Raw genomic sequence first — 23249 nt, 5'->3', positions numbered from 1 at the left:
AGGTAGGGCATATCCGGGATGAGGTTTCGCATGCAGTGCAGGTACGCGATGGATCCGCTTTGCGACCGGCGGCGGGCGATGGCAATGAGATGCGCTGTGCCGCGTTCCTTGTCCGCGGGGTGGTCATCCAGGGTGCAGCCGGTGAGTGCGTCGATGCGTGCCGCGGCCCGGGCTTGAATGGAGGACCAGAAGGCTTGGTTTCGTTCGGCTTGTTCAATGACGGTGACGCAGTCGCAGGCTTCGGTTGAGTCTAGCGCCTGGTTGATGAAGGCGGCGTCCAGTGGATCGAGGCGTGGTGCTGTTGCGAAGCTCCAACCCTCTGGCGGAGTGTCTTCGAAATACTTCGGATCACAAACCCAATCTTCGAACATATATCCATTCTACGCCTACTTCTCAGGGAAATACAGCGTTTTCTGGAGAGGCTGACGTTGAATTAGGGCATGGTGGTCAGCGTACTTTTAACACGCATGACCCGGCGGCGAAGCCAGTATTTGTAAGCGCCGCCCTCGTAGCGACAGGTGCGCATCAACTCCCACTTGCCATTGTCTGCATGTTCGCGCAGGGCGGCGCGGGCAACGTTTTTAGGCTCCCCGGGGAATGAGGTGATCACCATGTATTCGTAACGAGCATCGTTTTCTTGGTGCAGCGGCGCCTTAATGACTTCCTGAAGCATCGAACCCCCTATCGGAATGGATGATTGCGCTGTAGCGTGATGCCATGAGTACTGATCCGAGCTACGCACTGCAGGCGCTCATCGCGCATTTGGAGCAACATCTCGCCGTGGTTTCCCAAAGCAGGGGATCGGCCGATGCCGCCATAGATGCGGCCTTCGGTTCGCTCGCCGACGCCTTTGAAGACTACGAAGATGCGTTGTATGAACAGTATTCCGAACTTTTGCCATTCACGATACCTTCGGATGATCAGTGAGCACGACCACGGTATGATTTTTTCCCGCGCCGGTGTTTTCAGTGCGCTGCGCACGGCGTGGGTGAAGTAATGTCGAGGGGTGAATTGGTTTGAAGCAGCTTTCCTTGGACTCATCCAGGGCCTGACAGAGTTCCTCCCGATCTCGTCCTCAGCCCACCTGCGTATTGTTGGCGAAATCCTCCCCAATGCCCAGGATCCCGGCGCAGCATTTACCGCAATCACCCAGTTGGGCACCGAGACCGCCGTGGTGGTCTTCTTCTGGCGTGACATTGTGCGGATCATCGGAGCTTGGGGCAAGGCGCTGGTTGGGAAGATTCCCCACTCGGATCCGGATGCCAAGATGGGCTGGTTGATCATCGTAGGTTCCATCCCCATCGCGGTTTTGGGACTGTTGCTTGAAGACTACATCGACTCGAACTTCCGTTCGCTGTGGATCGTGGCGACCATGCTGGTGGTCTTCGGCTTGATCCTGGCCATTGCAGATCACTACGGGCGCCAGACGCGCAATCTGAGCCAGTTGACCCCGAAGCACGGCATCCTTTTCGGATTCGCCCAGGCGCTGGCGCTGATTCCGGGTGTTTCTCGCTCCGGTGGAACCATCACGGCCGGCCTGTTGATGGGGTATACCCGTGAGGCTGCTGCCCGGTACTCCTTCTTGCTGGCCATTCCGGCGGTGTTCGCTTCCGGTCTGTACAAACTGGTTAAATCCCTTGACGAGCCGGGTGTCTACACCCTGGGGCAGACCGGTCTCGCGACACTGGTGGCATTTGTGGTCGGCTTCCTGATTGTTGGTTGGTTCTTGAAGTTCGTCTCCTCCCACTCCTACCGGGTGTTCGTCTGGTACCGCATCCTGCTGGGCCTGGGGCTGTACGTCGTACTTGGAATGGGCCTGATCAACGCCTAAAAACTTGAAGCAACGGTGTCCGCGAGGTGATTCGCGGACACTTTGCTGTTAACGGGAATAATCCCAACTCTGCTTGACTTGGAGTTAAAGAACTTATTTGTCGCATTCGCGAAAGGACGTACAACAGTGCACGCGTGGAAAACCCCGGAAGTACCGCATATCGTGGGCTCGGCCCCGATCCTGGAGGTCTTCGACACCTCATCCGGTACGGTTCGGGCCACCGCTCCGGCGGCCAAGGCAGACGAGCCGGCTAGCCTGTATGTCTGCGGTATCACCCCCTACGACGCCACCCACATGGGGCATGCGGCGACCTATGTCACCTTCGACTTGTTGCACCGCACCTGGTTGGATAACGGCCGCACCGTGACCTACACGCAGAACATCACCGATGTGGATGATCCGCTGCTCGAACGCGCCACCGCTACCGGGGTCGACTGGCGTGAGCTGGCGGCTTCCCAGGTTGAGTTGTTCCGCACGGACATGGAAGCGCTGAACGTGATTCCGCCGCACCACTACGTGGGCGCCGTGGAATCCATCAGCTGGCTGGTGCCGGTGGTTGAGCAGCTGCTGGCCGCGGATCTGGCCTACACCGTGCCGGCCGGCGCGGACGGTGTGGCCGGGGACGTGTATTTCGATTCGATTGCCGCGCAGAGCGATGCCTGGAAGCTGGGGACCGTCTCCGGCTACGACCGGGAAACCATGTTGGGCTTTTTTGCCGAACGCGGCGGGGACCCGGACCGCGCGGGCAAACGCGACGCCTTGGACCCGCTGTTGTGGCGGGCGGCTCGTGAGGGTGAACCATCGTGGGATGGCGGCACCTTGGGCGCCGGCCGCCCGGGCTGGCATATCGAATGCTCGGTGATCGCCCGGCGGACCCTTCCCGCGCCATTCACCGTGCAAGGCGGCGGCTCAGACCTGATCTTCCCGCACCACGAGTTTTCCGCTGGACACGCGGCGGCCGCAGACGGCGCGCAGCTCGCGCAGAGTTATGTGCACACCGGCATGGTGGGCCTGGATGGCGAAAAGATGAGCAAGTCGCTGGGCAACCTGGTGCTGGTGTCCAAGCTGCGTGCGGCCGGGGTGCAGCCGGTTGCTATCCGCGCCGTACTGCTCTCGCAGCACTACCGCTCGGATTGGTTCTGGACCGAGGCGTTGCTTGAGCAGGCCACCGAACGTGTTGCCAGCTGGCGTGCGCGCCTGGCCGGCACCGGCTTGGCCGAAGCGACCGCGCTGATTACCCAGATCCGCGCCCATTTGGCCGCCGACCTGAATGCACCGGCGGCGCTGGAGGCAATTGATCGCTGGGCGGCTACCGAGCCAGAGGGCGACGGCGAGGGGCAAACGCTGTTGCGTGATGCGCTGGATGCGCTGCTGGGCCTCAAGCTCGGCTAAGCGGCCGTACCCGTTGCAGGGCTCGACTCCGGGATCTTCAGATCTCGAAGTCGGGCCCTGTGCCGTCGGTGCGGTAACGTCCGCGGCGGCGCAGGTAGCGTTCGAATTCGCGGGCGATGGTCTCACCGCTCGCCTCGGGAAGTTCACTGGCGTCGCTGGCCTCTTCCAACTGCTGAACGTATTTGGCTACCTCCGGGTCCGAGCCGGCTAATTCGTCCACACCCAGCTTCCAGGCCAGGGCGTCCTCGCGCAGCTGTTGGGCGGGGATAGCGGTTGGCAACAGCTCCTCGAGCAACTCCACCAGGGCAAGTTCCACCCGCGGGCTGGGAGCCTGGGCGACGTAGTGCGAGAGCTGGGCCCACAGGGACATGGTGGGGATGCCGCTGCGCTGCAACTCGATTCCCAGCACCGAGGGGATGCCGGTGGGACCGGAATAGCTTGAAGCGGTGATGTTGAAGTGGTTCTGCAACCCGGGATCGTCGCTGGCCATGGAGGTGGGGACCGGGCGGGTGTGCGGCACATCGGCCAGCAGCGCGCCCAGCGTGATGGCGGCGCATACCCGCTGTTCGGCGGCGTGTTCGATGATTGCTGCGCAGAATGAACGCCAGCGGATGGTTGGCTCCACCCCGATCACAATCAGCAGGTCGGCTGCGGCGTCTGGTTGGGCGACCCGGTAGATATCGGTTTGCGGCCAAGAAACTTCCCGGCCGTTTTCGGTCAGCTTGGAGGTGGGGCGGGTGAACTGGTAGTCGTAGTAGTCGTCCTGGCCGATGGTCGCCACATGGTGCGGGGTGCTGGTTTGCAGGATGCGGCGCACCGCGTCGCTGGCCGCTGAACCGGCATCGTTCCAGCCTTCGAACGCGGCAACAAGCACCGCGGGGCGGTCGGCTCCTTGCCCAGGCGCAATGAAACCGTTGAGCGTCGGTGTGTGGTATTCCTCGGTCAACCGGGGCTCCTTATCGGGTTTCGTGTGAGGTTTCGGGCTCCCGTGGCGGGGGTGCCGAAACGGCTTAGCCCCACTCTTCCATCTAGAATGGACTCATGCCAAGCACCAGTTTCGCCTTTGCCTCAAATCTGCCGCCCGAGGGCCCGCACGCCGTGCTGTGGGACATGGACGGCACCCTGATCGACACCGAACCGTATTGGATCGCCGCCGAAGGGGAACTGGTGGCCGCCCACGGCGGCACCTGGAGCTCGGAACAGGCCCACAGCCTGGTTGGCAGCGCGCTGCCGGACAGCGCCCGGGTGTTGCAGGCCGCCGGGGTCGACCTCTCGGTGAGAGCGATCATCGACCTGCTCAGCGCCCAGGTGGCCGCCGGTATCCGCGAACAGATGCCGTGGCGTCCCGGTGCCCGCGAACTGCTGACCGAACTTCACGCGGCCGGGGTGCCGCAGGCGCTGGTGACCATGTCCGAACGCAGCATCGTTTCGGACCTGCTGGCCTTGCTGCCCGAGGGGATCTTCCAGGCCAGTGTGACCGGGGAGGAAGTGACCCGCGGCAAACCGCATCCGGAACCCTACCTGCGTGGACTGGCGCTGCTCGGCGAGCTGCGCGGTGCGCAGCTGGACCCGGCGCGCTGCATCGGCCTTGAAGACTCGGCCCCGGGGATCAGCTCGGCAAGTTCCGCCGGATTGCACGCGGTGCTGATTCCCAATGCCACCGACCCCGGCGAGGGGCCCTGGCGCAAGGTCGAATCGTTGACCGAGGTTGGTTTTGACCAGATGAAAACCTGGTTGGCGCAGGTGAACGCGTGAGCGAAGAGCAGCACAAGGCGCCGGGCCTGAAGCTCGGCCGGATCGGCGGGGTGCCGGTTTACCTTTCCTCGTCCTGGTTCATCATTACCGCAGTCATCACCGTCTCCATGGGGGTGCAGCTCTCCCAGGCGGCGCTGATCCCGGCCGTCGGCGCCTACCTGATGGGTTTTGCCTGCGCGGTGGCGATCGCCGTGGCGGTGCTGGTGCACGAGGTGGCGCACGCCATGGTGGCGCGCGCCTTCAAGTGGCCGGACGCGCACATTGTCTTGACGCTCATGGGCGGGCATACCCAGTTCGGCTCGTTCAAGGCAAGCCCCGGGGCTTCGCTGTGGGTGGCGCTGGCCGGCCCGCTGTCCAACTTCGTGTTGGCCGGCTTGGGCTGGGGGATCGGCGAGCTGGTTGAGCTGAACATTTATGCGCAGCTGCTGCTTGACTTCGGGGTGTACGCGAACCTGCTGCTTGGCGCGTTCAACGCGTTGCCGGGGCTGCCGCTGGATGGCGGGCGCCTGGTTGAATCGATCGTCTGGAAGGCGACCGGATCCCAGTTCAAGGGAACCATCGCCTCGGCGTGGGTCGGCCGGGTGATTGCCGCGGGTGTGGTGTTCGCCTTTGTGCTGTGGCCCTACCTGCGCGGAACCCAGGTCCAACTGGTCACCGCCGTGGTGGGCCTGCTGGTGGCGGTGTTCATGTGGCAGGCGACCACCGCGCTGATCAGGCATTCGCGGATGATGCTGAATCTTCCCACGGTGATCGCCGCGGACCTGATGCGCCCGGCCAGCGCCATGGCCTCTGCCGCGAGTGTTGCCGATGTGCTGATGCGCCGAGCGCAACGCGGGGGAGAAATCATCCTGGTTGATCAACGGGGCATGCCGGTGGGTGTCATCGATCAGGCCGCGTTAGCGCGGGTAGGCCAACCGCAGGCCGACTCGGTGCCGGCCCTGGCCGTTTCCCGGGCGCTGGGCGAGGGGGCCGTGGTGGCCGAAGACTCGGATGGCCGCGAACTGATCGACTACCTGGCCAGCGTTCCCACGGCCGAATACGCCGTCATCTCGAACCGCGGTGCGGTCGTTGGCCTGCTGCACCAAAATGACATCATCAAAGCGGTCACCGGCCGCAAAAAATAGACTTTATTCACTTCACGCATCACCACAGAAGGACACTACCGTGACCGACAACGTAGAACAGCCCCAGCCCCAGTCCGCACCGCACGGGGCCCACGCCCGCCGCGGCCCGTTCCGGGTGGGCGACCGGGTGCAGCTGACCGACGAGAAGCGCCGCATCAACACCATCACCCTGCAGCCAGGCGGCGAGTTCCACACCCACAAGGGGGTGCTGCCGCACGAGGACATCATCGGGTTGCCGGAGGGCTCGGTCATCGAGAACGTCGACGGCTTCCGCTACCAGGCGCTGCGCCCGCTGGCCAAGGATTTTGTGCTTTCCATGCCGCGCGGGGCGACCGTGGTATACCCCAAGGACGCCGCGCAGATTGTGCAGTTCGGCGACATCTACCCCGGGGCGCGTGTGGTGGAGGCCGGTGTGGGTTCCGGCGCGCTGTCCATCTCGCTGCTGCGCGCGGTGGGCGACGAGGGCTACCTGCACTCATTCGAGCGCCGCGAGGAGTTCGCGGACATCGCCCGCGGCAACGTCTCCACGGTGTTCGGCGGGGAGCACCCGGCCTGGCAGATTTCGATCGGCGATTTCCAGGACCGCGTGGTTGAGCTGGAAGAACCGGGAAGCATCGACCGCGTGGTGCTGGATATGCTCAGCCCCTGGGAATGCCTGGATGCGGTGGCCACGGTGCTGGCCCCCGGCGGGGTGTGGACGAACTACGTCTCCTCGGTGACCCAGATGTCCCGCGTGGTGGAAGCCATTCGCGCCTCGGGGCAGTTCACCGAGCCCGAATGCTTTGAAACCCTGCTGCGCGGCTGGCACGTGGACGGGTTGGCGGTGCGTCCGGATCACCGGATGGTCGCGCACACCGCGTTCTTGATCACCACCCGCCGGCTGGCCGATGCCGCGGACGGAATCCCCAAGGCCAAGCGGATCAAGGAGCACTCCTACTCGGCAGAGGACCTCAGTGCCTGGACGCGCGACCACGACGAAGCTGAATGGACCGCCCAGGCCCTGGGCGAGCGCGGGCTGTCGGACAAGAAGCTGCGCCGCGCCGCGCGGGATGCCAACCAGTCGGTGCGGGTCCGTGCCGCGCAGGACGAGCAGGACTAAGCATTCCGCTATCTGAGATCATTTGTCTCAAATGGTGAACTTTCGGCCCCGGGTGAGGTTGGTCCGGGGCCTGAAGTCCGTACGATGGAGGTAGCCGCACGCCGCCTCGCCGCGTGCAGCGCGAATACGTGTTGGGAGAAGTAACGTGAGTGAAAGCCTTGAGGCGCAGCAACTTGCTGAACGCCTGCAGATGACCGAGCGCCAGGTAAATGTGCTGCGGGATAAAAACCGGGCGCTGGACAAGCAGCTGGCCGGGGTCGGCGGAAACAACCAGCGGCTGGTCGCGCTGCTGGAAACCACCCGCGAGCAGATCATCAACCTCAAGGCAGCCCTCGAGCGCGACGGCGATGCGCCGTTCAGCTACGGCACCATCATCGAGAAACACCCGCGCCAGCACCCCGAGCCGGGCCTGGGAATCGAATCCACCGCGATCACGGCGGTGGACGTGATGTACTCCGGGCGCAAAATGCGGGTGACCGTCTCCCCGCTGATGGATTTCGACAAGTTGCAGGTTGGCCAGCAGGTCCTGCTGAACGAAGCGCTGGTGGTGATCGCCGCCCTGGGTTTCGAGCAAACCGGCGAGCTGGTCACCGTGAAGGAACTGCTGGAGAACCACCAGGCAGTGGTGATGGCCCGGGCCGATGACCAGCGGGTGATCACCCTGGCCCAGCCGCTGCGCGAAACTCACCTGCGGGTGGGCGACCAGCTGACCCTCGACGCGCGCACGGGCCTGGCGATGAGCCGGGTGCAGCTGACCGACATGCAATCCCTGGTGCTCGAAGAAGTCCCGGACATCGCGTACTCGGATATCGGCGGGCTGAACTCGCAGATCGAGGCGATCCAGGATTCGGTGGAACTGCCGTTCTCCCACCCCGAACTCTACCGCGAACACGGGCTGAGCGCCCCGAAGGGCATCTTGCTGTACGGGCCTCCGGGCTGCGGTAAAACCCTGATCGCCAAGGCGGTGGCCCACTCGTTGGCCCAGCGCGCCGCCGAGCGCAACGGCGCGGCGAGCACCCGAAGCTACTTCTTGAACATCAAGGGCCCGGAGCTGCTGGACAAGTACGTGGGTGAAACCGAACGGCATATCCGCCTGATTTTCGCCCGCGCCCGCGAAAAGGCGCTGCACGGGGATCCGGTGGTGGTGTTTTTCGACGAGATGGAATCCCTGTTCCGCACCCGCGGCACCGGGGTGTCCTCCGACGTTGAAACCACCATCGTCCCGCAGCTGCTGGCGGAGATCGACGGGGTCGAGCGGCTGGATAACGTGATCGTGATCGGCGCCTCGAACCGCGAGGACATGATCGATCCGGCCATCCTGCGCCCCGGGCGGCTGGATGTGAAAATCAAGATCCGCCGCCCCGACGCCCAGGGGGCGGTGGAGATTTTCGGCAAGTACCTGCGCACCGACCTGCCGATCCACGCCGAGGAGCTGGCGGCCGACGGCAACGCCCAGGACACCATCAACCGGATGATCGCAGGCACCGTGGACGCCATGTACTCCACCGCGCCGATCAACGAATTCCTGGAGGTCACCTATGTCACCGGGGACTCGGAGATCCTGTACTTCAAGGACTTCGCCTCCGGAGCGGTGATCCACAACGTGGTCGACCGCGCCAAAAAACATGCGATCAAGGCCCTGATCACCAGCGGCGAGCGGGGCCTGAAAATGGAATACCTGCTGCGTGCGGTGCGCGAAGAATTCGCCGAGCACGAGGACATGCCGAACACCACCAACCCCGACGACTGGGCGCGGATCTCCGGGCGCAAGGGGGAGCGGATCAGCAATATCCGTTCACTGGTGAATCAGCGGGCCGCCAAATGAGCGCCCGCCGCCTGGTGGGGCTGGAGACCGAATACGGCATCATCCGCCCCTCGATGCCCAAGGCCAATGCCACGGTGCTCTCCGCGCACATTGTGGATTCCTACGCGCAGCTGGTGGCCCAAGGGATCGACCAGACCCAGGGTGCGCGCTGGGATTACGCCGACGAGTCCCCGCTGAAAGATGCCCGCGGTTTCGCAATGGACCGCGCCGCGGCCCATCCCAGCCAGCTCACCGACGTGGAGCCGGCGCAGCAGGAGGGGATCTGGACCGCCGAGTCGATCGCGCTCTCCGGGAACGACGCACGCATCGGGTCCACGCTGTATCAGGAGAAGGACTCCAGCGATGTGGTGATGAACATGGTGCTGGGAAACGGCGCGCGGTTGTACGTCGACCACGCGCATCCCGAATACTCCAGCCCCGAATCCACCACCCCGCGGGCCGCCGTGCTCTGGGACCAGGCCGGCGACGAGGTCATGCGCCGCGCCGCGGACAGCGCCGCGGCGTTGGGCGCCGGGGAATTGCTGCTGTACAAAAACAACACCGACAACAAGTCGGTCTCCTACGGGGCCCACGAAAACTACCTGGTGCCCCGGTCCGTGGAATTCGGATCACTCGTTTCCGGGCTGACCCCGTTTTTTGCCACCCGGCAGATCTTCTGCGGCGCCGGCCGGGTCGGCAAGGGAATGCTTGGCGGCCGGGCCGAATTCCAGATTTCCCAGCGCGCGGACTTCTTCGAGGCCGAGGTCGGGCTGGAAACCACCATCAACCGCCCGATCATCAACACCCGCGACGAACCCCACGCGGTCTGGGACAAGTACCGCCGGCTGCACGTGATCATCGGGGACGCGAACCTGGGGCAGATCTCGACGCTGCTGCGGGTAGGCACCACCAACCTGGTGCTCAGCCTCATCGAGGCCGGATTGGCACCGGATCTTGAATTGGAGGATCCGGTCGCCGCCCTGCAGCAGATCAGCCACGACCCGAGCCTGAAAACCGAGGTGCGCCTGCGCGGGGGGCGCAAGCTCACCGCCATCGCGATCCAGCGTGAATACCTGCGGGCCGCGCAGGCCTACTGCGCTTCGCGGGACATCGAGGATGCGGACAGCCAAGAAATCCTGACCCGGTGGGAGCAGCTGCTTGAGCTGCTTGAGCGTGATCCGCTGTTGGCCGCGGACCAGATCGACTGGGTGGCCAAATACAAGCTCATGAGCTCCTTCGCCAACCGGCACCAGCTGGAATTCGACGATCCGCGGATCGGATTGATGGACCTGCAGTGGGCGGACCTGCGCCAGGACAAGGGTTTGTACTACCGGTTGGCGGCCCGTGGGGCCATTCAAACCCTGTACACCCAGGAGCAGATCAATCACGCCGTCGCCGCTCCGCCGGAGGACACCCGCGCCTACCTGCGCGGCATGACGTTGCAGCGTTATGCGCCCTATGTGGTTGCGGCGAACTGGGACGCGTTGACCTTCGCGGTGCCCGGCGCCCGCCGGGTGAACCGGGTGTTCCTCCCCGAGCCGTTGGGCGGCTCGCGGGCGGATGTGGGGTGGTTGTTCGACGCGCACCTGGAAATCGACGAATTCATCAATAAATTGGCGCCGCGCGCCTAGAGCGAGCAGAATAGGAATCACTGCCGGTGCGTAATTCCCGGCGGAGAGATCTTTAGTGAAGGAGAGGGTTATGACCCAGGAAAGTTTTTCGTCCCGTCCCCAGCGCGAGACGCAGTCGGCCGCGGAACAGATCCAGGTGAACACCACCGGCCAGTCGGCGGGCGTGGACGACCTGCTCGACGAGATCGATCTGGTGCTGGAATCCAACGCCGAAGAATTTGTGCGCGGTTTTGTGCAAAAGGGCGGCCAGTAGCAGCCGAGGCTGCCAGCAACAACATCAGGCACCGCAGCAGGTGCCGCAGCTGAGGGGAAGTACTAGTCAGTGGATCGCAGAATCATCGGTCTGGAAACCGAATTCGGGTTGAACTATGTGCCGTCGGACGGGCGTCGCCTGACACCGGAAGACGCCGCGAGGCACCTGTTTCGCCCCATCGTGGCGTGGGGGCGCAGCTCGAATGTGTTTTTGGAAAACGGTTCGCGGTTGTACCTCGACGTCGGCTCCCACCCGGAATACGCGACGGCAGAGTGCGATCAGCTCCCGCAGCTGATCGCCCATGACCGTGCCGGCGAAGCCCTGATGCTCGACCTGGTAGACCAGGCCGAGGACCAGCTGGCCGAAGAGGGGCATGAAGGCAAGATCTTCATGTTCAAAAACAACGTTGATTCGGCCGGGAACTCCTACGGGTGCCACGAGAACTACCTGATTCCGCGCAAAATCGAGTTTAAGCGCCTGGCGGATATGCTCATTCCCTTCCTGGTGACCCGGCAGCTCCTATGCGGTGCGGGAAACCTGGTGCAGGTTGAGGATGAAACCAAATTCGTGTTCTCGCAGCGCGCCGACCACATGTGGGAGGGTGTTTCCTCGGCCACCACCCGGTCCCGGCCGATCATCAACACCCGTGACGAGCCACACGCGGACGCCGAATACCACCGCCGGCTGCACGTGATTGTCGGGGATTCGACGATGAGCGAAACCACCCAGCTGCTGAAAATCGGCGCCACCGACCTGGTGCTGCGGCTCATTGAATCCGGCGAGATCTACCATGACCTGCGCCTGGAAAACCCGATTCGCTCCATCCGCCAGATTTCTCACGATTTCACCGGCCAGACCACCGTGCGTCTGATGGGCGGGGATGAACCGACCGCATTGCAGATCCAATGGGTATTGTTCGAGGCGGTCAGGGAGTTTGTGGCCCGCCACGGCGCCCATCACGACCGTGTTGAGCAGATCCTGGAACTCTGGGAACGGGTGCTGAACGCCGTCCAGTCCCAGGATTTCTCCACCATCGACCGGGATATCGATTGGGCCATCAAACGCAAACTCTTGCTGGGGTACGCGCAGAAAAACTCTTTGGAGCTCTCCTCGCACCGGTTGGCCCAACTGAACCTGACCTATCACGACATCGATCCGTCGCGCGGGCTGTTCCACCTGCTGAAAAAACGCAACCTGGCCACCAGCGTGGTCACCGACGAGCAGATCCGCGATGCGGTGATCAACCCTCCCGCCACCACCCGCGCGGCGTTGCGGGCCAAGTTCATCCGGGCCGCAAGGGCTACCGGAAGGCGCTACAGCGCGGATTGGGTGCACATGAAATACGAGGAAGGCGCCGGCGGCATCGTCCTGGCCAAAGACCCGTTTGCCACCAGCAACCCGCAGGTTGACGAGCTGATTCAGATCATGAGTCAACCGGTCTAGAGAGCTGGCGGAAAGAGTTTTCACAGCTAGCGGACTTAGGCTTTAAATCAATCGTGTACCGCCCACCAGCAGGTACGCCCTTTAAATTTTGAATGATCAGAAAAACGAAAGTAGATTCGTGCGCAAAGTTTTGGCAGCAGCCGCCACCGCTTCAATCCTCGCCCTGGCAGCCTGTGGCTCATCCTCCGGCAGTGAACTTTCAAGCATCAAGGTCACCCCGGCCAAGGACGCCAGCACCGCTCCCGAGGTGGATATCGACGCTCCATTCCTGACCGAAAAGGATGAGGCCGTCAACGTTGTGAAGGGTGATGGCGCGGAAATCAATGAAGGCGACACCATCTCGGTGAAGTCGGGCCTGTACAAAACCATCGACGGCTTGGTGACCAGCGAGAACTTCACCGGTACAGCCACCGACATGGTGCTCGACGACCAGTTCAAGACCAGCATGCCGGCCCTGTACAACCTGCTGATCGATTCGAAGGTCGGCGACTGGATTGCCTACTCGGCCATCGAAAGCACCGATTCGACCGGTGCGGCGACAACCCCTGCCCCGGGCAGCCGCGCCGAACGGATCATCGTGATCAACGTCGAGAACACCACCCCGGCAAGCACCAAACTTTCCGAGGAAGAAACCGCGCAGCTGAAGAAGGACGGGAAGCTGCCAACCGTCAGCGTCAAGGACGGCACCCCGACCATCACCATCCCGAAGGATGTTGAAGCACCCGAGGGCCTGGTCGTGGACGTGCTGGAAGAAGGAACCACCGGAGAGGCCGCGACCGAAGAATCAACGGTTAAGGCCAAGTACCTGGGTGTCACCTACGCCGATGGCGAGAAATTTGATGGCAACTTCGATTCCGAGGCCACCCAGTTCGGCCTGAATCAGGTCATCAAGGGCTGGACCCAGGGCCTGACCGGCCTGAAGGCCGGCTCCAAGGTGATGCTGACCATCCCGGCGGATCTGGCCTACGGTGATTCCTCTACCAGCGGATCACCCACCGGAACCCTGGTGTTCTACGTAGAATTAACCGAGGTAACCCCTCCGGCCAGCAACTAGCCGGCCACCTATCGACCAAGAAAGGCCGTGAACATGTCGTTCGGAGAACGCAACTACGACCGTACCAAGCCGGAAATCGACTTCCCAGGCACCGACGCACCCACCGACCTGGTCATCACCGACCTCGTTGAGGGCACCGGCGCCGAGGTCACCCCGGGCACCACCGTTCAGGCCCACTATGTGGGTGTGGCATGGTCCACCGGTGAAGAATTCGACTCCTCCTGGGGCCGTGGCTCGACCCTCGACTTCCCGGTTGGTGTCGGCATGGTCATCCAGGGCTGGGATCAGGGCCTGTTGGGCATGAAGGTCGGCGGCCGCCGCCGCCTGGATATCCCTTCGCACCTGGCCTACGGAGAGCGTGGCGCCCCCGGGGCCATCGCACCGAATGAGGCACTGATCTTCGTGGTTGACCTGATGGGCACCAAGTAGTCCCAGCCTGTGTGGCAATAGTGGTGGCCCCGACACGTTCGGGGCCACCACTGTCTTAAAAGTCTGCGGTCAAGACCAAAAATCGCTAGGGTTATCTTGTGAGCACAAAGCAAACTTCAGGACCAAGCAAGGCTGAACGCCTAACCAGCCTCATCTATGCCTTGGCCACTACTCCGCGCAAGTTCACCACCGCGATGATCGGGGAGTACCTGACCCCGGAAGGAAGCGAATCCGCCCGGGAGAAGTCGGTCGAGCGCCTGCGCGAAGAGATCCGCAACGATTTCGGGCTGCGCCTGATCACCGACGTCATCGACGGCGAAACCCGCTACAGCATTGACACCAGTGACTGGTTCTTGCCCGAGGTGACCTTCAGCCCGGCCGAAACCGCCATGATTTCATTGGCGGCAAGTTTGTGGAAAGACTCCAAGCTCCAAGCCTTGGGATTAAAAGCCGCCGCCCGGATCACCGGAACCAGCGCACCGGCCCCCGTCGCACCCTTTGCCGGCTCGCTGTTGCCGCGGCTCTCGCTGGATGAACCGAATTTCCGCGAATGCGCCTTGGCCGTGTTCAACCGCAAAAGTGTCAGATTCGAGTATGTTGCGCCCTCCGGCGATGAAACCGTGCGCGAGGTGGACATGTGGGGGATCGGCCAGCGATTCGGCAACTGGTACTTCACCGGTTTCGACCACACCCGCAACGCCCAACGAGTCTTCCGCCTGTCCCGGGTTAAAGGCAACTTCAAAACCATCATTCGGCGCAGCGGAGCCAGCAGCCGGGATTATCAGCCCCGTCCGGCTCACTTCAGCATGTCCCAGGTGCTGCTCGACTTCGATTTGAGCCACCCGGGCCACCTGGCCACCATCGAAATCCGCGATGACGCGGCCACCCCGCTGCGGGTTCGCGCTCTTAACGGCGCCTCCACCCAGAACCCGTTGCGCATCGCCTACGCTGATCCGGATTCTTTCGCCGCAGAATTGGCCGCCTACGGCCCGGCGGTGAAGGTTCTTGAGCCCGCGCAGCTGGCCGAACACGTTGCCGACACCTTGCGCGCGGCCCGTGACGCCCAAGCCGCGCTGGCCGAAGATCCGAAGATCACAACGGCCGGGTTCAGGCCGCAACGTGCCTCCGGGCGGGGGAGCACCGCCACCCAGGTAATGCGTAACATCGACATGATCCAGTACGTGGTCTCCCACGGGGTGGTTCAAATCAAGGAGCTTGCCACCCGCTATCAGATGCCGGTGGACAAGGTCCGCGAAGAATTGGCGATGATCATGATGTGCGGAGTGCCCGGGGGACAGCACGATGAACTGATCAACGTCAACGACGGCGACCTGGAAGCGGATACCGTCACCATCTCCAACGCGGCGCTGCTTGCCGCGCCGCAAAAACTCGCCCCGCTCGAAGCGGTAGCGGTGCTTGGCGGTTTGAACGCGTTGGCCAGCATTCCCAAGTTTGAGCATCGTGATGTCCTGGACTCTGCGCTGGAAAAAATCAACACCGCGGTGGCCCGGTTCGACGGCTGGAACGGTTCGCTGGGATTCGCGCTGTCCCAGGTCCGCGAACACAACATCCCCTCGATGCTCATCGACGCGGTGCACGGCGCCCGGGTGCTGTCCATCGACTACTATTCGGCGCACTCCCAATCGCATCGGCGCCGCGACGTGGAGCCCGTGCGTTTGGTGGAAGACGGCGCCACCCAATACCTGCGCGCCTGGTGCCGCACCCGGCAGGATCTGCTGACGTTCCGGGTGGATCGTATCCTTGATGCGAAAGACACCGGGGAAGTTTTTGACCGCGGGCCGCGCCACCAGGATGATGAAGAGCTGGATATGCGCTATCGCGGATCGGCCGAGGATTTGCAGGCCGTGCTGTATGTGGATGACGAGGTGCTGCCCGCCATCGAGGCGTTTCAGCCGACCGAATGGTCCAGCACCAAGATTGGCAGTGGATACCTGGCCAAGGTGAGAATTTCCTACGACCTGGTGCCCGCGCCGCTGGTGGCCCGCCACGGCGGTAAGATTGCAGTGATCTCTCCCGATGCCACGCGCGATCGTGTGCGTGGCTGGTTGGAGGAAGCTCTTTTGATGTATGAGGATCGATAAATGCTCCCATGGTGGTTTTGGACCTTGTTGTGGACGGTTCTGGTTCTGGCGACCCTGCTGTGCGCAGTGCTCGCGGGAATCCGGCTTTTCAGGCAGGGAATGAAAGTTCTCGATTCATTATCACAAGCTTCGGCGCAGCTCGGTGAGGAATTTGCCAAACCCGGCACCGTGGTTGAGTACACCGCAGTACCCCGCCGCTACCCGCACGGGACCGCGGCAACACACGGGGACCCGCACAAAATTCGCAAGCTGCTGCGCAAGGGCAAAAACGAACGTATCGAGGCTCGCCGGGTACGCCGTGTCGCTCGTCGCACCGAGCACGGACGGGCGCAGAACATGCGGGACTTGGGCCTGTTCTAACGTAGACTTGAAGTTGAGAGAAGGGAATCCACATGGGTGGCTTGCAGGGATGGCACTTGGTCATCATTATCGTTTTGGCGCTGCTACTTTTTGGTGCGCCGAAGCTTCCAGGGCTGGCACGCTCCATGGGCCAGTCGCTGCGCATTTTTAAGTCGGAAGTCCGCCAGATGAAGGACGACGACCCTAAATCGGAGACCGTCGACGGTACGGTCAACGACCCAAATCCCAACGAAAAGAACAACTCGTAGACCTTTTCAGTGGGAACTAACGCAAAGAAGACCCCGCGGAACAAAACGAAGCGGGTCAAAAACGACGAAGGGCGGATGTCTCTTAAAGAGCATCTCGTCGAGGCACGCAACCGGCTATTCAAGTCGCTGATCGCTCTGGCGCTTGGCACCATCGCCGGGTTCTTCCTCTATGAACGTTTACTGGAGCTGATGATCGCTCCGGTAAACGCCGCGGGCGGTGCGGTGAATTTCGCCGCCGTCATGTCGCCTTTCGACATCATGATCAAGGTCGCCCTGTTTGTCGGACTGGTGCTCTCCTCACCGGTCTGGATCTACCAGATCTGGGCATTTATCGTGCCGGGCCTGAAGAAAAAAGAACGCCGGATGTCGCTGGCCTTCGCCGGAGTGGCGGTGCCGCTGTTCCTCTTCGGTGTCTCCATGGCGTACTTCATCCTGCCGTTCGCACTGCACTTCTTTATCAGCCTGACACCGAAAAACTCGGAGATCCTGGTCACCATCGACAGCTACCTGCCGTTTGTGTTCCGGTTGCTGCTTGCCTTCGGTTTGGCCATGCTGGTGCCGGTGCTGATGGTCGGGTTGAACATGGTCGGGGTGCTCTCCTCCAAGATGATCCTGAAAAACTGGCGTATCACCGTGTTCCTGATCGCCCTGGTTGCCGCGATGGCCGCCCCCGGCGGCGACGCGATCACGATGTTCGCTTTGGCCGGACCACTGTTCATCACCTTCGCCGCGGCGACCTTGTTCTGCTACATCAATGACAAAAAGCGCGCCAAGAAGCAGCGTCTGCAAGATGCGGAAAATGAACGACTTGCCGCCGGCGCGGCAACGGATATCGACGCGCCGAGCACCATTGAGGAACCGAACTCCCAGCTCTAGGCACCAGTTTGGTGCCAACCACCACCTCGTGTTTTCGGCAACGGGTGAATCCGTTGCCAGAAAGTGAACGGCAACCTGTGACTTCCCCCGCGGAACGCTACGCGAATTCCAAGGCACGTCAGGTCGAATTCGGCACCAGCCTGCCGGACTTCCGGGCAACCCTCTCCTTTGATCTGGATCCCTTCCAAGCCGAGGCTTGCCGGAAGGTCGCCGAAGGGCACGGTGTCCTGGTGGCAGCTCCAACCGGCGCCGGCAAGACGGTGGTTGGCGAGTTCGCGATTTTTCAGGCCATGGCGGAGCACCGCAAAGCCTTCTACACCACTCCGATCAAGGCGCTGAGCAACCAGAAGTACACCGAATTGGTGAAGGTCTACGGCGCCTCAAAGGTCGGCCTGCTCACCGGGGACACCTCGATCAACTCCGAAGCGCAGATCGTGGTCATGACCACCGAAGTGCTGCGCAACATGCTGTATGCGGACTCGCAGACCCTGGACGGGCTGGGCTATGTGATCATGGACGAGGTCCACTACCTGGCCGACAAGTTCCGCGGGGCGGTCTGGGAAGAAGTGATCATCCACCTTCCATCCAACGTTCAGGTCATTTCCCTCTCCGCCACGGTGTCCAATGCCGAAGAGTTCGGCGGATGGCTCGATACGGTGCGCGGGGACACCGACATCATCGTTTCCGAAGTCAGGCCCGTGCCCCTGTTCCAGCACGTGATGGTCGGGCCGAATGTGGTGGACTTGTTTGCCGAAGACGTGGCCTTCGACAAGGTCGCCGAGGGCGACATCAAGACCAGTGTCAACCCGGAGCTGCGTAAACTTGTGCGCAGCCACAGCCCCGGCGGACGGGTGCAGCGCGGGCGCGGACGCGGTCCGGCTCGTGGCGGCCAGCGTGGCCCGGGCCTGAGCCAACGGGTGAGCCGCTCCTCGGTGATCGCCAAACTTGATCGCGCCGGGCTGCTGCCCGCCATCTTTTTCATCTTCTCCCGCAAGGGCTGCGACATGGCGGTGCAGCAGTGCGCCATGGCAGATCTGCGACTGACCACCAATGAAGAAGCCGCAGAGATCGCCCAGGCACTCGACGAGGTGGCCTATAGAATCCCCAATGAGGATCTGGACGTCCTTGAATTTTGGTCCTGGCGCGACGGGTTGGTGCGCGGATTCGCGTCCCACCATGCCGGGCTGCTGCCGATCTTCAAGGAAATTGTCGAGGACCTGTTCGCCCGCAACCTGATCAAGGTGGTGTTCGCCACCGAAACATTGGCTTTGGGTGTGAACATGCCGGCCCGTTCGGTGGTGTTGGAGAAGCTGGTTAAGTTCAACGGCGAATCCCACGTGCAGATTTCCTCGGGGGAGTACACCCAGCTCACCGGGCGTGCCGGGCGACGGGGCATCGACGTGGAGGGCCACTCGATTGTGCTGTGGAACCCGGACATGGAACCCGAAGCATTGGCGGGGCTCGCCTCCAGGCGAACCTACCCGCTGAATTCATCCTTCCGCCCGACCTACAACATGTCAACGAACCTGCTGGCCCAGTTCGGCCGCGAGCAGACCCGGCAAATCCTTGAGAGTTCGTTTGCCCAGTACCAGGCCGACCGCTCCGTGGTGGGTATGGCCCGGCAGGTGCGTTCCAAGGAAGAATCCTTGGCCGGGTACGCCAAGTCCATGGAATGCCACCTGGGGGACTTCACCGAATACCTGAAGCTTCAGCGTGAGCTGGCCGTCTTGGAGAAAACCGCCGCGAAGTCGCGCCGGCACGAACGCCGATCGGCGGCAGAACGTTCGCTGCAGGCGGTGATCCGCGGGGACGTGGTGGATCTGCCCGGTGGACGGCGATTCGGCCGCGCCGTGATCGTGGCGCTGGACGAAGGGCTGTACAACCCGCGGCATACCGTGCTGACCGAGGAAGGCCAGCTGCGCCGGCTGTCTGTCGAAGACCTGAACGGGCCGGTGCAGATTGTTTCGCGGATCCGGATCCCCAAGGGTTTTACCGGCAAGAGTCCCAAGGAACGACGGGATCTGGCCTCGGCGCTGCGCAACGCCATCTACGAGCACCGTCCGCCACGCCAGGACGCACAGAGTTTCGACTATGACGGTGCGGACAGTTTCGAGAGGCAAATCGCCGCGCTGCGCCTGGAGCTGCATGACCACCCCTGCCATTCCTGTTCCGAACGCGAGGACCACATGCGCTGGGCCGACCGTTACTGGAAGTTGAAAAAGGACACGGACAAGGCACGCCGCTCCATTCGCGGCCGGACCAACACCATCGCAACCCAGTTCGACAAGGTCTGCAAGGTCTTGGAACAGTTTGGCTACCTGGTGTCAACCAGCGGCGACGAGGATTTCAGCATCACCGACGCGGGCCGCCGCCTGCGTCGCATTTACGGCGAGCGTGACCTGCTCACCAGCCAGGTATTGGAAACTGGCAAACTGACGGGCCTGAAAGCCGAAGAACTGTGCGCGGTGGTCGCGTTTTTGGTGTATCAGGGACGCCGCGACACCGACCGGCCAGACCCCCAGCTGCCCACAGCCAAGATCGCGGAGATCTTCTCCCAGACCATCAACATCTGGGGTCCGCTGTCCGACGCGGAGGAAGCGCTGGGCCTGGAGCCGACGGCCCCGCCAGAATCAGGGCTGATTTGGCCGATGTACAAGTGGGCGCGCGGCTCAAGCTTGAACAGTGCGCTGCGCGGTACCGACCTGGCCCCAGGCGACTTTGTGCGCTGGGCCAAACAGGTGATTGACACCCTGGACCAGTTCGCGAAAAACACCGACCTGCCGCCGCAGCTGGTGCGCAACGCCTACCTGGCCGTGGACAGCATCAAACGCGGTGTGGTCGCCTATTCGAACGTGCTCGGCTAGGACCCACCACGACCTGCGAGTTTTGAGCCGGGCACAACCCGGTGGTTGGAAATGAAAAGGAAGTTAGCTCATGGCAAAAACCCTGTACCGCAACGGTTCGGTGTATTCAGCCGCAGATCCGTTCGCAACCTCGATGGTTGTCGACGGGGATACCGTGGCCTGGATCGGCGGTGAAGAAGCGGCCGACCGCCATGCCGAGAATGTTGATGAAGTCATCGACCTGTATGGCGCATTGATCACACCGGCCTTCGTCGAGTCCCACACCCACCTGGCCGCCCTTGGCCGTACCCTGGCCGGCGCCGACCTGGGTGCCGCAGACAGCGCCGGAGCGCTGCTGTTGCGGGTCGCCGAACGCTCCGGTGCCACCGCTACACTGGTAGTGGCCCAGGGCTGGGACAACTCCTCGTGGGCCGATCCTGCGTTGCCCAGCGAGAGCGAGCTGACTCAGGCCGCCGCAGGCCGCGGATACTACCTGGCACGCCGCGATGTGCACAGCGCACTGGTCAACCAGCAGCTGCTGGACGAACTGGGCTTGCGCGGGATCACCCCGGGCTTGGTGCATGGCGCCGATCATGACGCGGTGCGTGTTGCGCTGGCGGGAACCGCGGCGGATGCCGACTACCAGAAGCTGGCCCTGGAGCACTACGCCGCCCGGGGTTTCGGTACCGTGGTGGAAATGGCCGCGCCGCAGCTGGAAGGCCGTGGCGCGCTCGATGAGCTGCTGGGGCTGGACCTCGCCGAACTGCCGGCGGTGTACGCCTTCTGGGGTGAACTGGTCGACCAGGCCGAGAAAGCCGAGCAGCTGATCCGCAGTTTCCCCGCCGGGCGTGTCTTGGGTTTGGGAGGCGATTTGCGGGTGGACGGCTCGCTGGGCAGCCACAGCGCCTACCTGCGCGAGGACTACACCGACCGTCCGGGGCACCGGGGCACCTTGTCGTTGAGCCGCGAGCAGCTCACCTCCCACCTGGTAGCCTGCAGCCAACACGGAATCCAGGCCGCGTTCCACGTCATTGGCGACGGCGCGCTGGACACCCTGCTGGACGCCTTTGATGCGGCGGCGGAACAGATCGGCACCGCGAAACTTCAAATGTGCCGGCACCGGATCGAACACGCGGAGATGGTCGATGAGGCATCGCGCCAGCGCCTGCTGCAATACTCCATCATGGTGTCCATGCAGCCGGTGTTCGATGCCGCCTGGGGCGCCGCAGACGGGATGTATGCCACCCGACTGGGTGAACGCGCAGCGGGGATGAATAACCTCTCCGCGATGCTCTCCTCGGGGGTGCCGCTGGTTCTGGGCTCCGACGCACCGGTCACCGAGGTCGACGGGTGGAAGATTGTGCGGGCCGCCATGAACATGGCCAACCCGGAGGCACGGATTTCTGCCCGGGCGGCGTTTTTGGCCCAGACGCGTTCAACCTATCGCGCCATGGGGGAGAACAACCCGCTGGCCGGTCAACTGGTCATCGGGGCACCGGCTACCTTCGCGGTGTGGAGCGCCTCCGAACTCGCGGTGCAGACCCCGGACCTGCGGATCAGTTCCTGGAGCACCGATGCCCGGGCCGGCACCCCGATGCTTCCGGTAGTTGACGATCAGATTCCTTCGTGTTTGCGCACCGTGCGCGCCGGAAGCATCCTGTTCGACCAGTTGGACGCCATCACGAATGCAGAGTTTTAAGCTCTGCGCAAGATCTCGGACGAATTCACAATGTTTTACCTGACTTGAAGATATTGAACGAAGATTCTGGTCACTGATTGGTTGACAGCCTAGGTGGGTCACGCATTAGGCTGTACTAAGCGCCTCTTCGTGATGCACCTAGCATTGTGTTCGAACGACGCAATATGAATAACGATCCCTGGTGACCTTAGATAACATTTCCCACGTTTGAAACCTGTGAAATAGGGCCGAAGTCACTGGGGATCGTTGCGTTTTCCTGTGTCCGGGGCGATCCGCTGAGCGCCGGGTGAGTATACTTTGAATTTGGATCAGCCCTCATCATGCTGTTTTCGGGCATACCCCCATGCCCTGTGAGGGCTTATTGCTGCCGTTTACCAAGAAAGGTGCCGCCGAGTGCGCGTCATAACGATCATTCCGACCTACAACGAACTGGAATCCCTCCCGCTGACGGTCGGAAGGCTTCGGAGTGCTGTTCCTGACTCGGACGTACTGATCGTCGACGACAACTCGCCAGACGGCACCGGTGAGCTTGCCGACAAGATGGCCGCCGAGGATTCAAACATCCATGTGCTGCATCGCACCGGCAAAGACGGCCTGGGTGCCGCCTACATTGCCGGTTTTGAGTGGGCCCTGGCTCGCGACTACGACGTTTTGGTCGAGATGGACGCGGACGGCTCGCACATGCCCGAGCAGCTTCCGCGGTTGCTGGAAGCCAGCGCCGAGGGAGCTGACCTCGTGATCGGCTCGCGCTGGGTTAAAGGCGGCGAGGTGGTGAACTGGCCATTGCTGCGCAAAATCATCTCCCGCGGCGGGTCCTTCTATTCCCGCACCATGCTCGGATTGCCGCTGCGTGATATCACCGCTGGCTACCGTGCATTCAAACGCCAGACCTTGGAAGAGATCGACTTCGATGCAGTGGAATCACGTGGTTACGGGTTCCAGGTTGATATGACCTTCCGCGTCGCGATGATGCGCAAACGAATTGTTGAAGTTCCGGTGACCTTCGTGGAGCGCGAATTGGGCGCCTCGAAGATGAGCGGAAACATTGTTTTCGAAGCGATGTGGAACGTGACCCGCTGGGGCCTGGGCGCACGCTGGAAGAAGCTGACCTCCCGGAAGTAGTTTTCCAGGCATTGGCCCTCCGCGGCGGGGGGCGCGCCGGGGCGGGGTGGGGGGCGCGGGGGGTGGGCGGCAAGGGGGGGGGGGGCCGCCGGGGGGGCGGGGGGGGTGGGGGGGGGGTGGTGGGCGGCCCCCCCCCGGGCAACGGGCTCCCAGGGACGACCCACCCCGGGGGGGTGGCCGGCGG

General features: G+C 62.8%; 22 protein-coding genes. 19 read left to right on the top strand and 3 right to left on the bottom strand.

What is annotated here, in order from left to right:
- Together ACIOWL_RS20975 and ACIOWL_RS20970 are read right to left on the bottom strand one after the other, a co-directional pair.
- The coding region (locus ACIOWL_RS20975; RefSeq protein WP_400389873.1) for a hypothetical protein at positions 1–371 on the bottom strand (371 nt) is incomplete at its 3' end.
- Between the two features lie 62 nt (positions 372–433).
- Entirely contained in the window at positions 434–673 is a 240-nt protein-coding gene (locus tag ACIOWL_RS20970; RefSeq protein ID WP_400389870.1) for a DUF5703 family protein, read from the bottom strand.
- A 44-nt stretch (positions 674–717) separates the two neighbouring features.
- On the opposite strand from ACIOWL_RS20970, the gene ACIOWL_RS20965 reads away from it, so the two are divergent.
- The 3 genes from ACIOWL_RS20965 (at position 718) to mshC (ending at position 3223) form a co-directional block, all read left to right on the top strand.
- Positions 718–927, top strand: coding sequence for a hypothetical protein (locus ACIOWL_RS20965; RefSeq protein WP_400389868.1), 210 nt, complete (start codon positions 718–720; stop codon positions 925–927).
- Positions 928–1006: 79 nt separating this feature from the next.
- Positions 1007–1831, top strand: a complete 825-nt coding sequence (locus tag ACIOWL_RS20960; protein ID WP_400389865.1) for an undecaprenyl-diphosphate phosphatase — start codon at positions 1007–1009, stop codon at positions 1829–1831.
- A gap of 126 nt (positions 1832–1957) precedes the next feature.
- A complete protein-coding gene (gene mshC / locus ACIOWL_RS20955) occupies positions 1958–3223 on the top strand; it encodes a cysteine--1-D-myo-inosityl 2-amino-2-deoxy-alpha-D-glucopyranoside ligase (protein ID WP_400389863.1) in 1266 nt (421 codons plus the stop codon).
- Between the two features lie 37 nt (positions 3224–3260).
- Here mshC and ACIOWL_RS20950 read toward each other — a convergent pair whose 3' ends face one another.
- Positions 3261–4169: a proteasome assembly chaperone family protein gene (locus ACIOWL_RS20950; RefSeq protein WP_400389860.1), complete on the bottom strand. Its 909-nt coding sequence runs from the start codon at positions 4167–4169 to the stop codon at positions 3261–3263.
- A 95-nt stretch (positions 4170–4264) separates the two neighbouring features.
- Between ACIOWL_RS20950 and ACIOWL_RS20945 the strand changes: the two genes are divergently transcribed.
- The 16 genes from ACIOWL_RS20945 (at position 4265) to ACIOWL_RS20870 (ending at position 23065) form a co-directional block, all read left to right on the top strand.
- Positions 4265–4978: an HAD family hydrolase gene (locus ACIOWL_RS20945; protein ID WP_400389858.1), complete on the top strand. Its 714-nt coding sequence runs from the start codon at positions 4265–4267 to the stop codon at positions 4976–4978.
- Positions 4975–6102: a site-2 protease family protein gene (locus ACIOWL_RS20940; protein ID WP_400389855.1), complete on the top strand. Its 1128-nt coding sequence runs from the start codon at positions 4975–4977 to the stop codon at positions 6100–6102. The genes ACIOWL_RS20945 and ACIOWL_RS20940 overlap by 4 nt, the downstream gene beginning before the upstream one ends.
- On the top strand, positions 6065–7201 hold the full coding sequence (locus ACIOWL_RS20935) for a tRNA (adenine-N1)-methyltransferase (protein ID WP_400389853.1): 1137 nt from the start codon (positions 6065–6067) through the stop codon (positions 7199–7201). The genes ACIOWL_RS20940 and ACIOWL_RS20935 overlap by 38 nt, the downstream gene beginning before the upstream one ends.
- Positions 7202–7391: 190 nt before the next feature.
- Entirely contained in the window at positions 7392–9026 is a 1635-nt protein-coding gene (gene arc, locus ACIOWL_RS20930) for a proteasome ATPase (RefSeq protein WP_400389876.1), read from the top strand.
- A complete protein-coding gene (dop, locus tag ACIOWL_RS20925; RefSeq protein ID WP_400389850.1) occupies positions 9023–10636 on the top strand; it encodes a depupylase/deamidase Dop in 1614 nt (537 codons plus the stop codon). Before arc ends, dop begins: the two co-directional genes overlap by 4 nt.
- A 70-nt stretch (positions 10637–10706) precedes the next feature.
- A complete protein-coding gene (locus ACIOWL_RS20920; protein ID WP_400389847.1) occupies positions 10707–10889 on the top strand; it encodes a ubiquitin-like protein Pup in 183 nt (60 codons plus the stop codon).
- 69 nt (positions 10890–10958) lie between these two features.
- Positions 10959–12332, top strand: a complete 1374-nt coding sequence (gene pafA, locus ACIOWL_RS20915; protein WP_400389844.1) for a Pup--protein ligase — start codon at positions 10959–10961, stop codon at positions 12330–12332.
- A gap of 118 nt (positions 12333–12450) precedes the next feature.
- Entirely contained in the window at positions 12451–13386 is a 936-nt protein-coding gene (locus tag ACIOWL_RS20910; RefSeq protein ID WP_400389841.1) for an FKBP-type peptidyl-prolyl cis-trans isomerase, read from the top strand.
- A 33-nt stretch (positions 13387–13419) separates the two neighbouring features.
- A complete protein-coding gene (locus ACIOWL_RS20905; protein WP_400389838.1) occupies positions 13420–13815 on the top strand; it encodes an FKBP-type peptidyl-prolyl cis-trans isomerase in 396 nt (131 codons plus the stop codon).
- A gap of 98 nt (positions 13816–13913) precedes the next feature.
- A complete protein-coding gene (locus ACIOWL_RS20900; protein ID WP_400389835.1) occupies positions 13914–15917 on the top strand; it encodes a helix-turn-helix transcriptional regulator in 2004 nt (667 codons plus the stop codon).
- Positions 15918–16277 (top strand): hypothetical protein, encoded by a 360-nt coding sequence (locus ACIOWL_RS20895; protein WP_400389832.1) that lies wholly within the window; start codon positions 15918–15920, stop codon positions 16275–16277.
- Positions 16278–16309: 32 nt separating this feature from the next.
- Positions 16310–16525 (top strand): Sec-independent protein translocase subunit TatA, encoded by a 216-nt coding sequence (tatA, locus tag ACIOWL_RS20890; RefSeq protein WP_058254299.1) that lies wholly within the window; start codon positions 16310–16312, stop codon positions 16523–16525.
- Between the two features lie 9 nt (positions 16526–16534).
- Positions 16535–17401 carry a twin-arginine translocase subunit TatC gene (tatC, locus tag ACIOWL_RS20885; RefSeq protein WP_400389829.1) on the top strand — a complete coding sequence of 289 codons (867 nt, stop codon included), beginning with the start codon at positions 16535–16537 and terminating at the stop codon, positions 17399–17401.
- A 77-nt stretch (positions 17402–17478) separates the two neighbouring features.
- Positions 17479–20265, top strand: coding sequence for a DEAD/DEAH box helicase (locus tag ACIOWL_RS20880; RefSeq protein WP_400389827.1), 2787 nt, complete (start codon positions 17479–17481; stop codon positions 20263–20265).
- A gap of 70 nt (positions 20266–20335) precedes the next feature.
- Complete coding sequence (locus ACIOWL_RS20875; RefSeq protein ID WP_400389824.1) at positions 20336–21943, top strand: amidohydrolase; 1608 nt, start codon at positions 20336–20338, stop codon at positions 21941–21943.
- Positions 21944–22336: 393 nt separating this feature from the next.
- Positions 22337–23065, top strand: coding sequence for a polyprenol monophosphomannose synthase (locus tag ACIOWL_RS20870; RefSeq protein WP_400389821.1), 729 nt, complete (start codon positions 22337–22339; stop codon positions 23063–23065).
- The last annotated feature ends 184 nt before the right edge of the window (positions 23066–23249 follow it).

The organism is Glutamicibacter sp. NPDC087344 (assembly GCF_044744225.1).
Classification (GTDB): Bacteria; Actinomycetota; Actinomycetes; order Actinomycetales; family Micrococcaceae; genus Glutamicibacter.
The sequence above is the reverse complement of the archived record's forward strand: the minus strand, read 5'-3'. Positions and strand labels throughout refer to the sequence as shown.

What these genes read in the sequence shown, in the direction of transcription:
- ACIOWL_RS20970 (WP_400389870.1), bottom strand. Translation starts at nt 673, where the DNA reads ATGCTTCAGGAAGTCATTAAGGCGCCGCTGCACCAAGAAAACGATGCT.
- ACIOWL_RS20895 (WP_400389832.1), top strand. Translation starts at nt 15,918, where the DNA reads ATGCTCCCATGGTGGTTTTGGACCTTGTTGTGGACGGTTCTGGTTCTG.
- dop (WP_400389850.1), top strand. Translation starts at nt 9,023, where the DNA reads ATGAGCGCCCGCCGCCTGGTGGGGCTGGAGACCGAATACGGCATCATC.
- ACIOWL_RS20935 (WP_400389853.1), top strand. Translation starts at nt 6,065, where the DNA reads ATGACATCATCAAAGCGGTCACCGGCCGCAAAAAATAGACTTTATTCA.
- ACIOWL_RS20965 (WP_400389868.1), top strand. Translation starts at nt 718, where the DNA reads ATGAGTACTGATCCGAGCTACGCACTGCAGGCGCTCATCGCGCATTTG.
- ACIOWL_RS20920 (WP_400389847.1), top strand. Translation starts at nt 10,707, where the DNA reads ATGACCCAGGAAAGTTTTTCGTCCCGTCCCCAGCGCGAGACGCAGTCG.
- arc (WP_400389876.1), top strand. Translation starts at nt 7,392, where the DNA reads ATGACCGAGCGCCAGGTAAATGTGCTGCGGGATAAAAACCGGGCGCTG.
- ACIOWL_RS20905 (WP_400389838.1), top strand. Translation starts at nt 13,420, where the DNA reads ATGTCGTTCGGAGAACGCAACTACGACCGTACCAAGCCGGAAATCGAC.
- tatA (WP_058254299.1), top strand. Translation starts at nt 16,310, where the DNA reads ATGGGTGGCTTGCAGGGATGGCACTTGGTCATCATTATCGTTTTGGCG.
- ACIOWL_RS20875 (WP_400389824.1), top strand. Translation starts at nt 20,336, where the DNA reads ATGGCAAAAACCCTGTACCGCAACGGTTCGGTGTATTCAGCCGCAGAT.
- ACIOWL_RS20945 (WP_400389858.1), top strand. Translation starts at nt 4,265, where the DNA reads ATGCCAAGCACCAGTTTCGCCTTTGCCTCAAATCTGCCGCCCGAGGGC.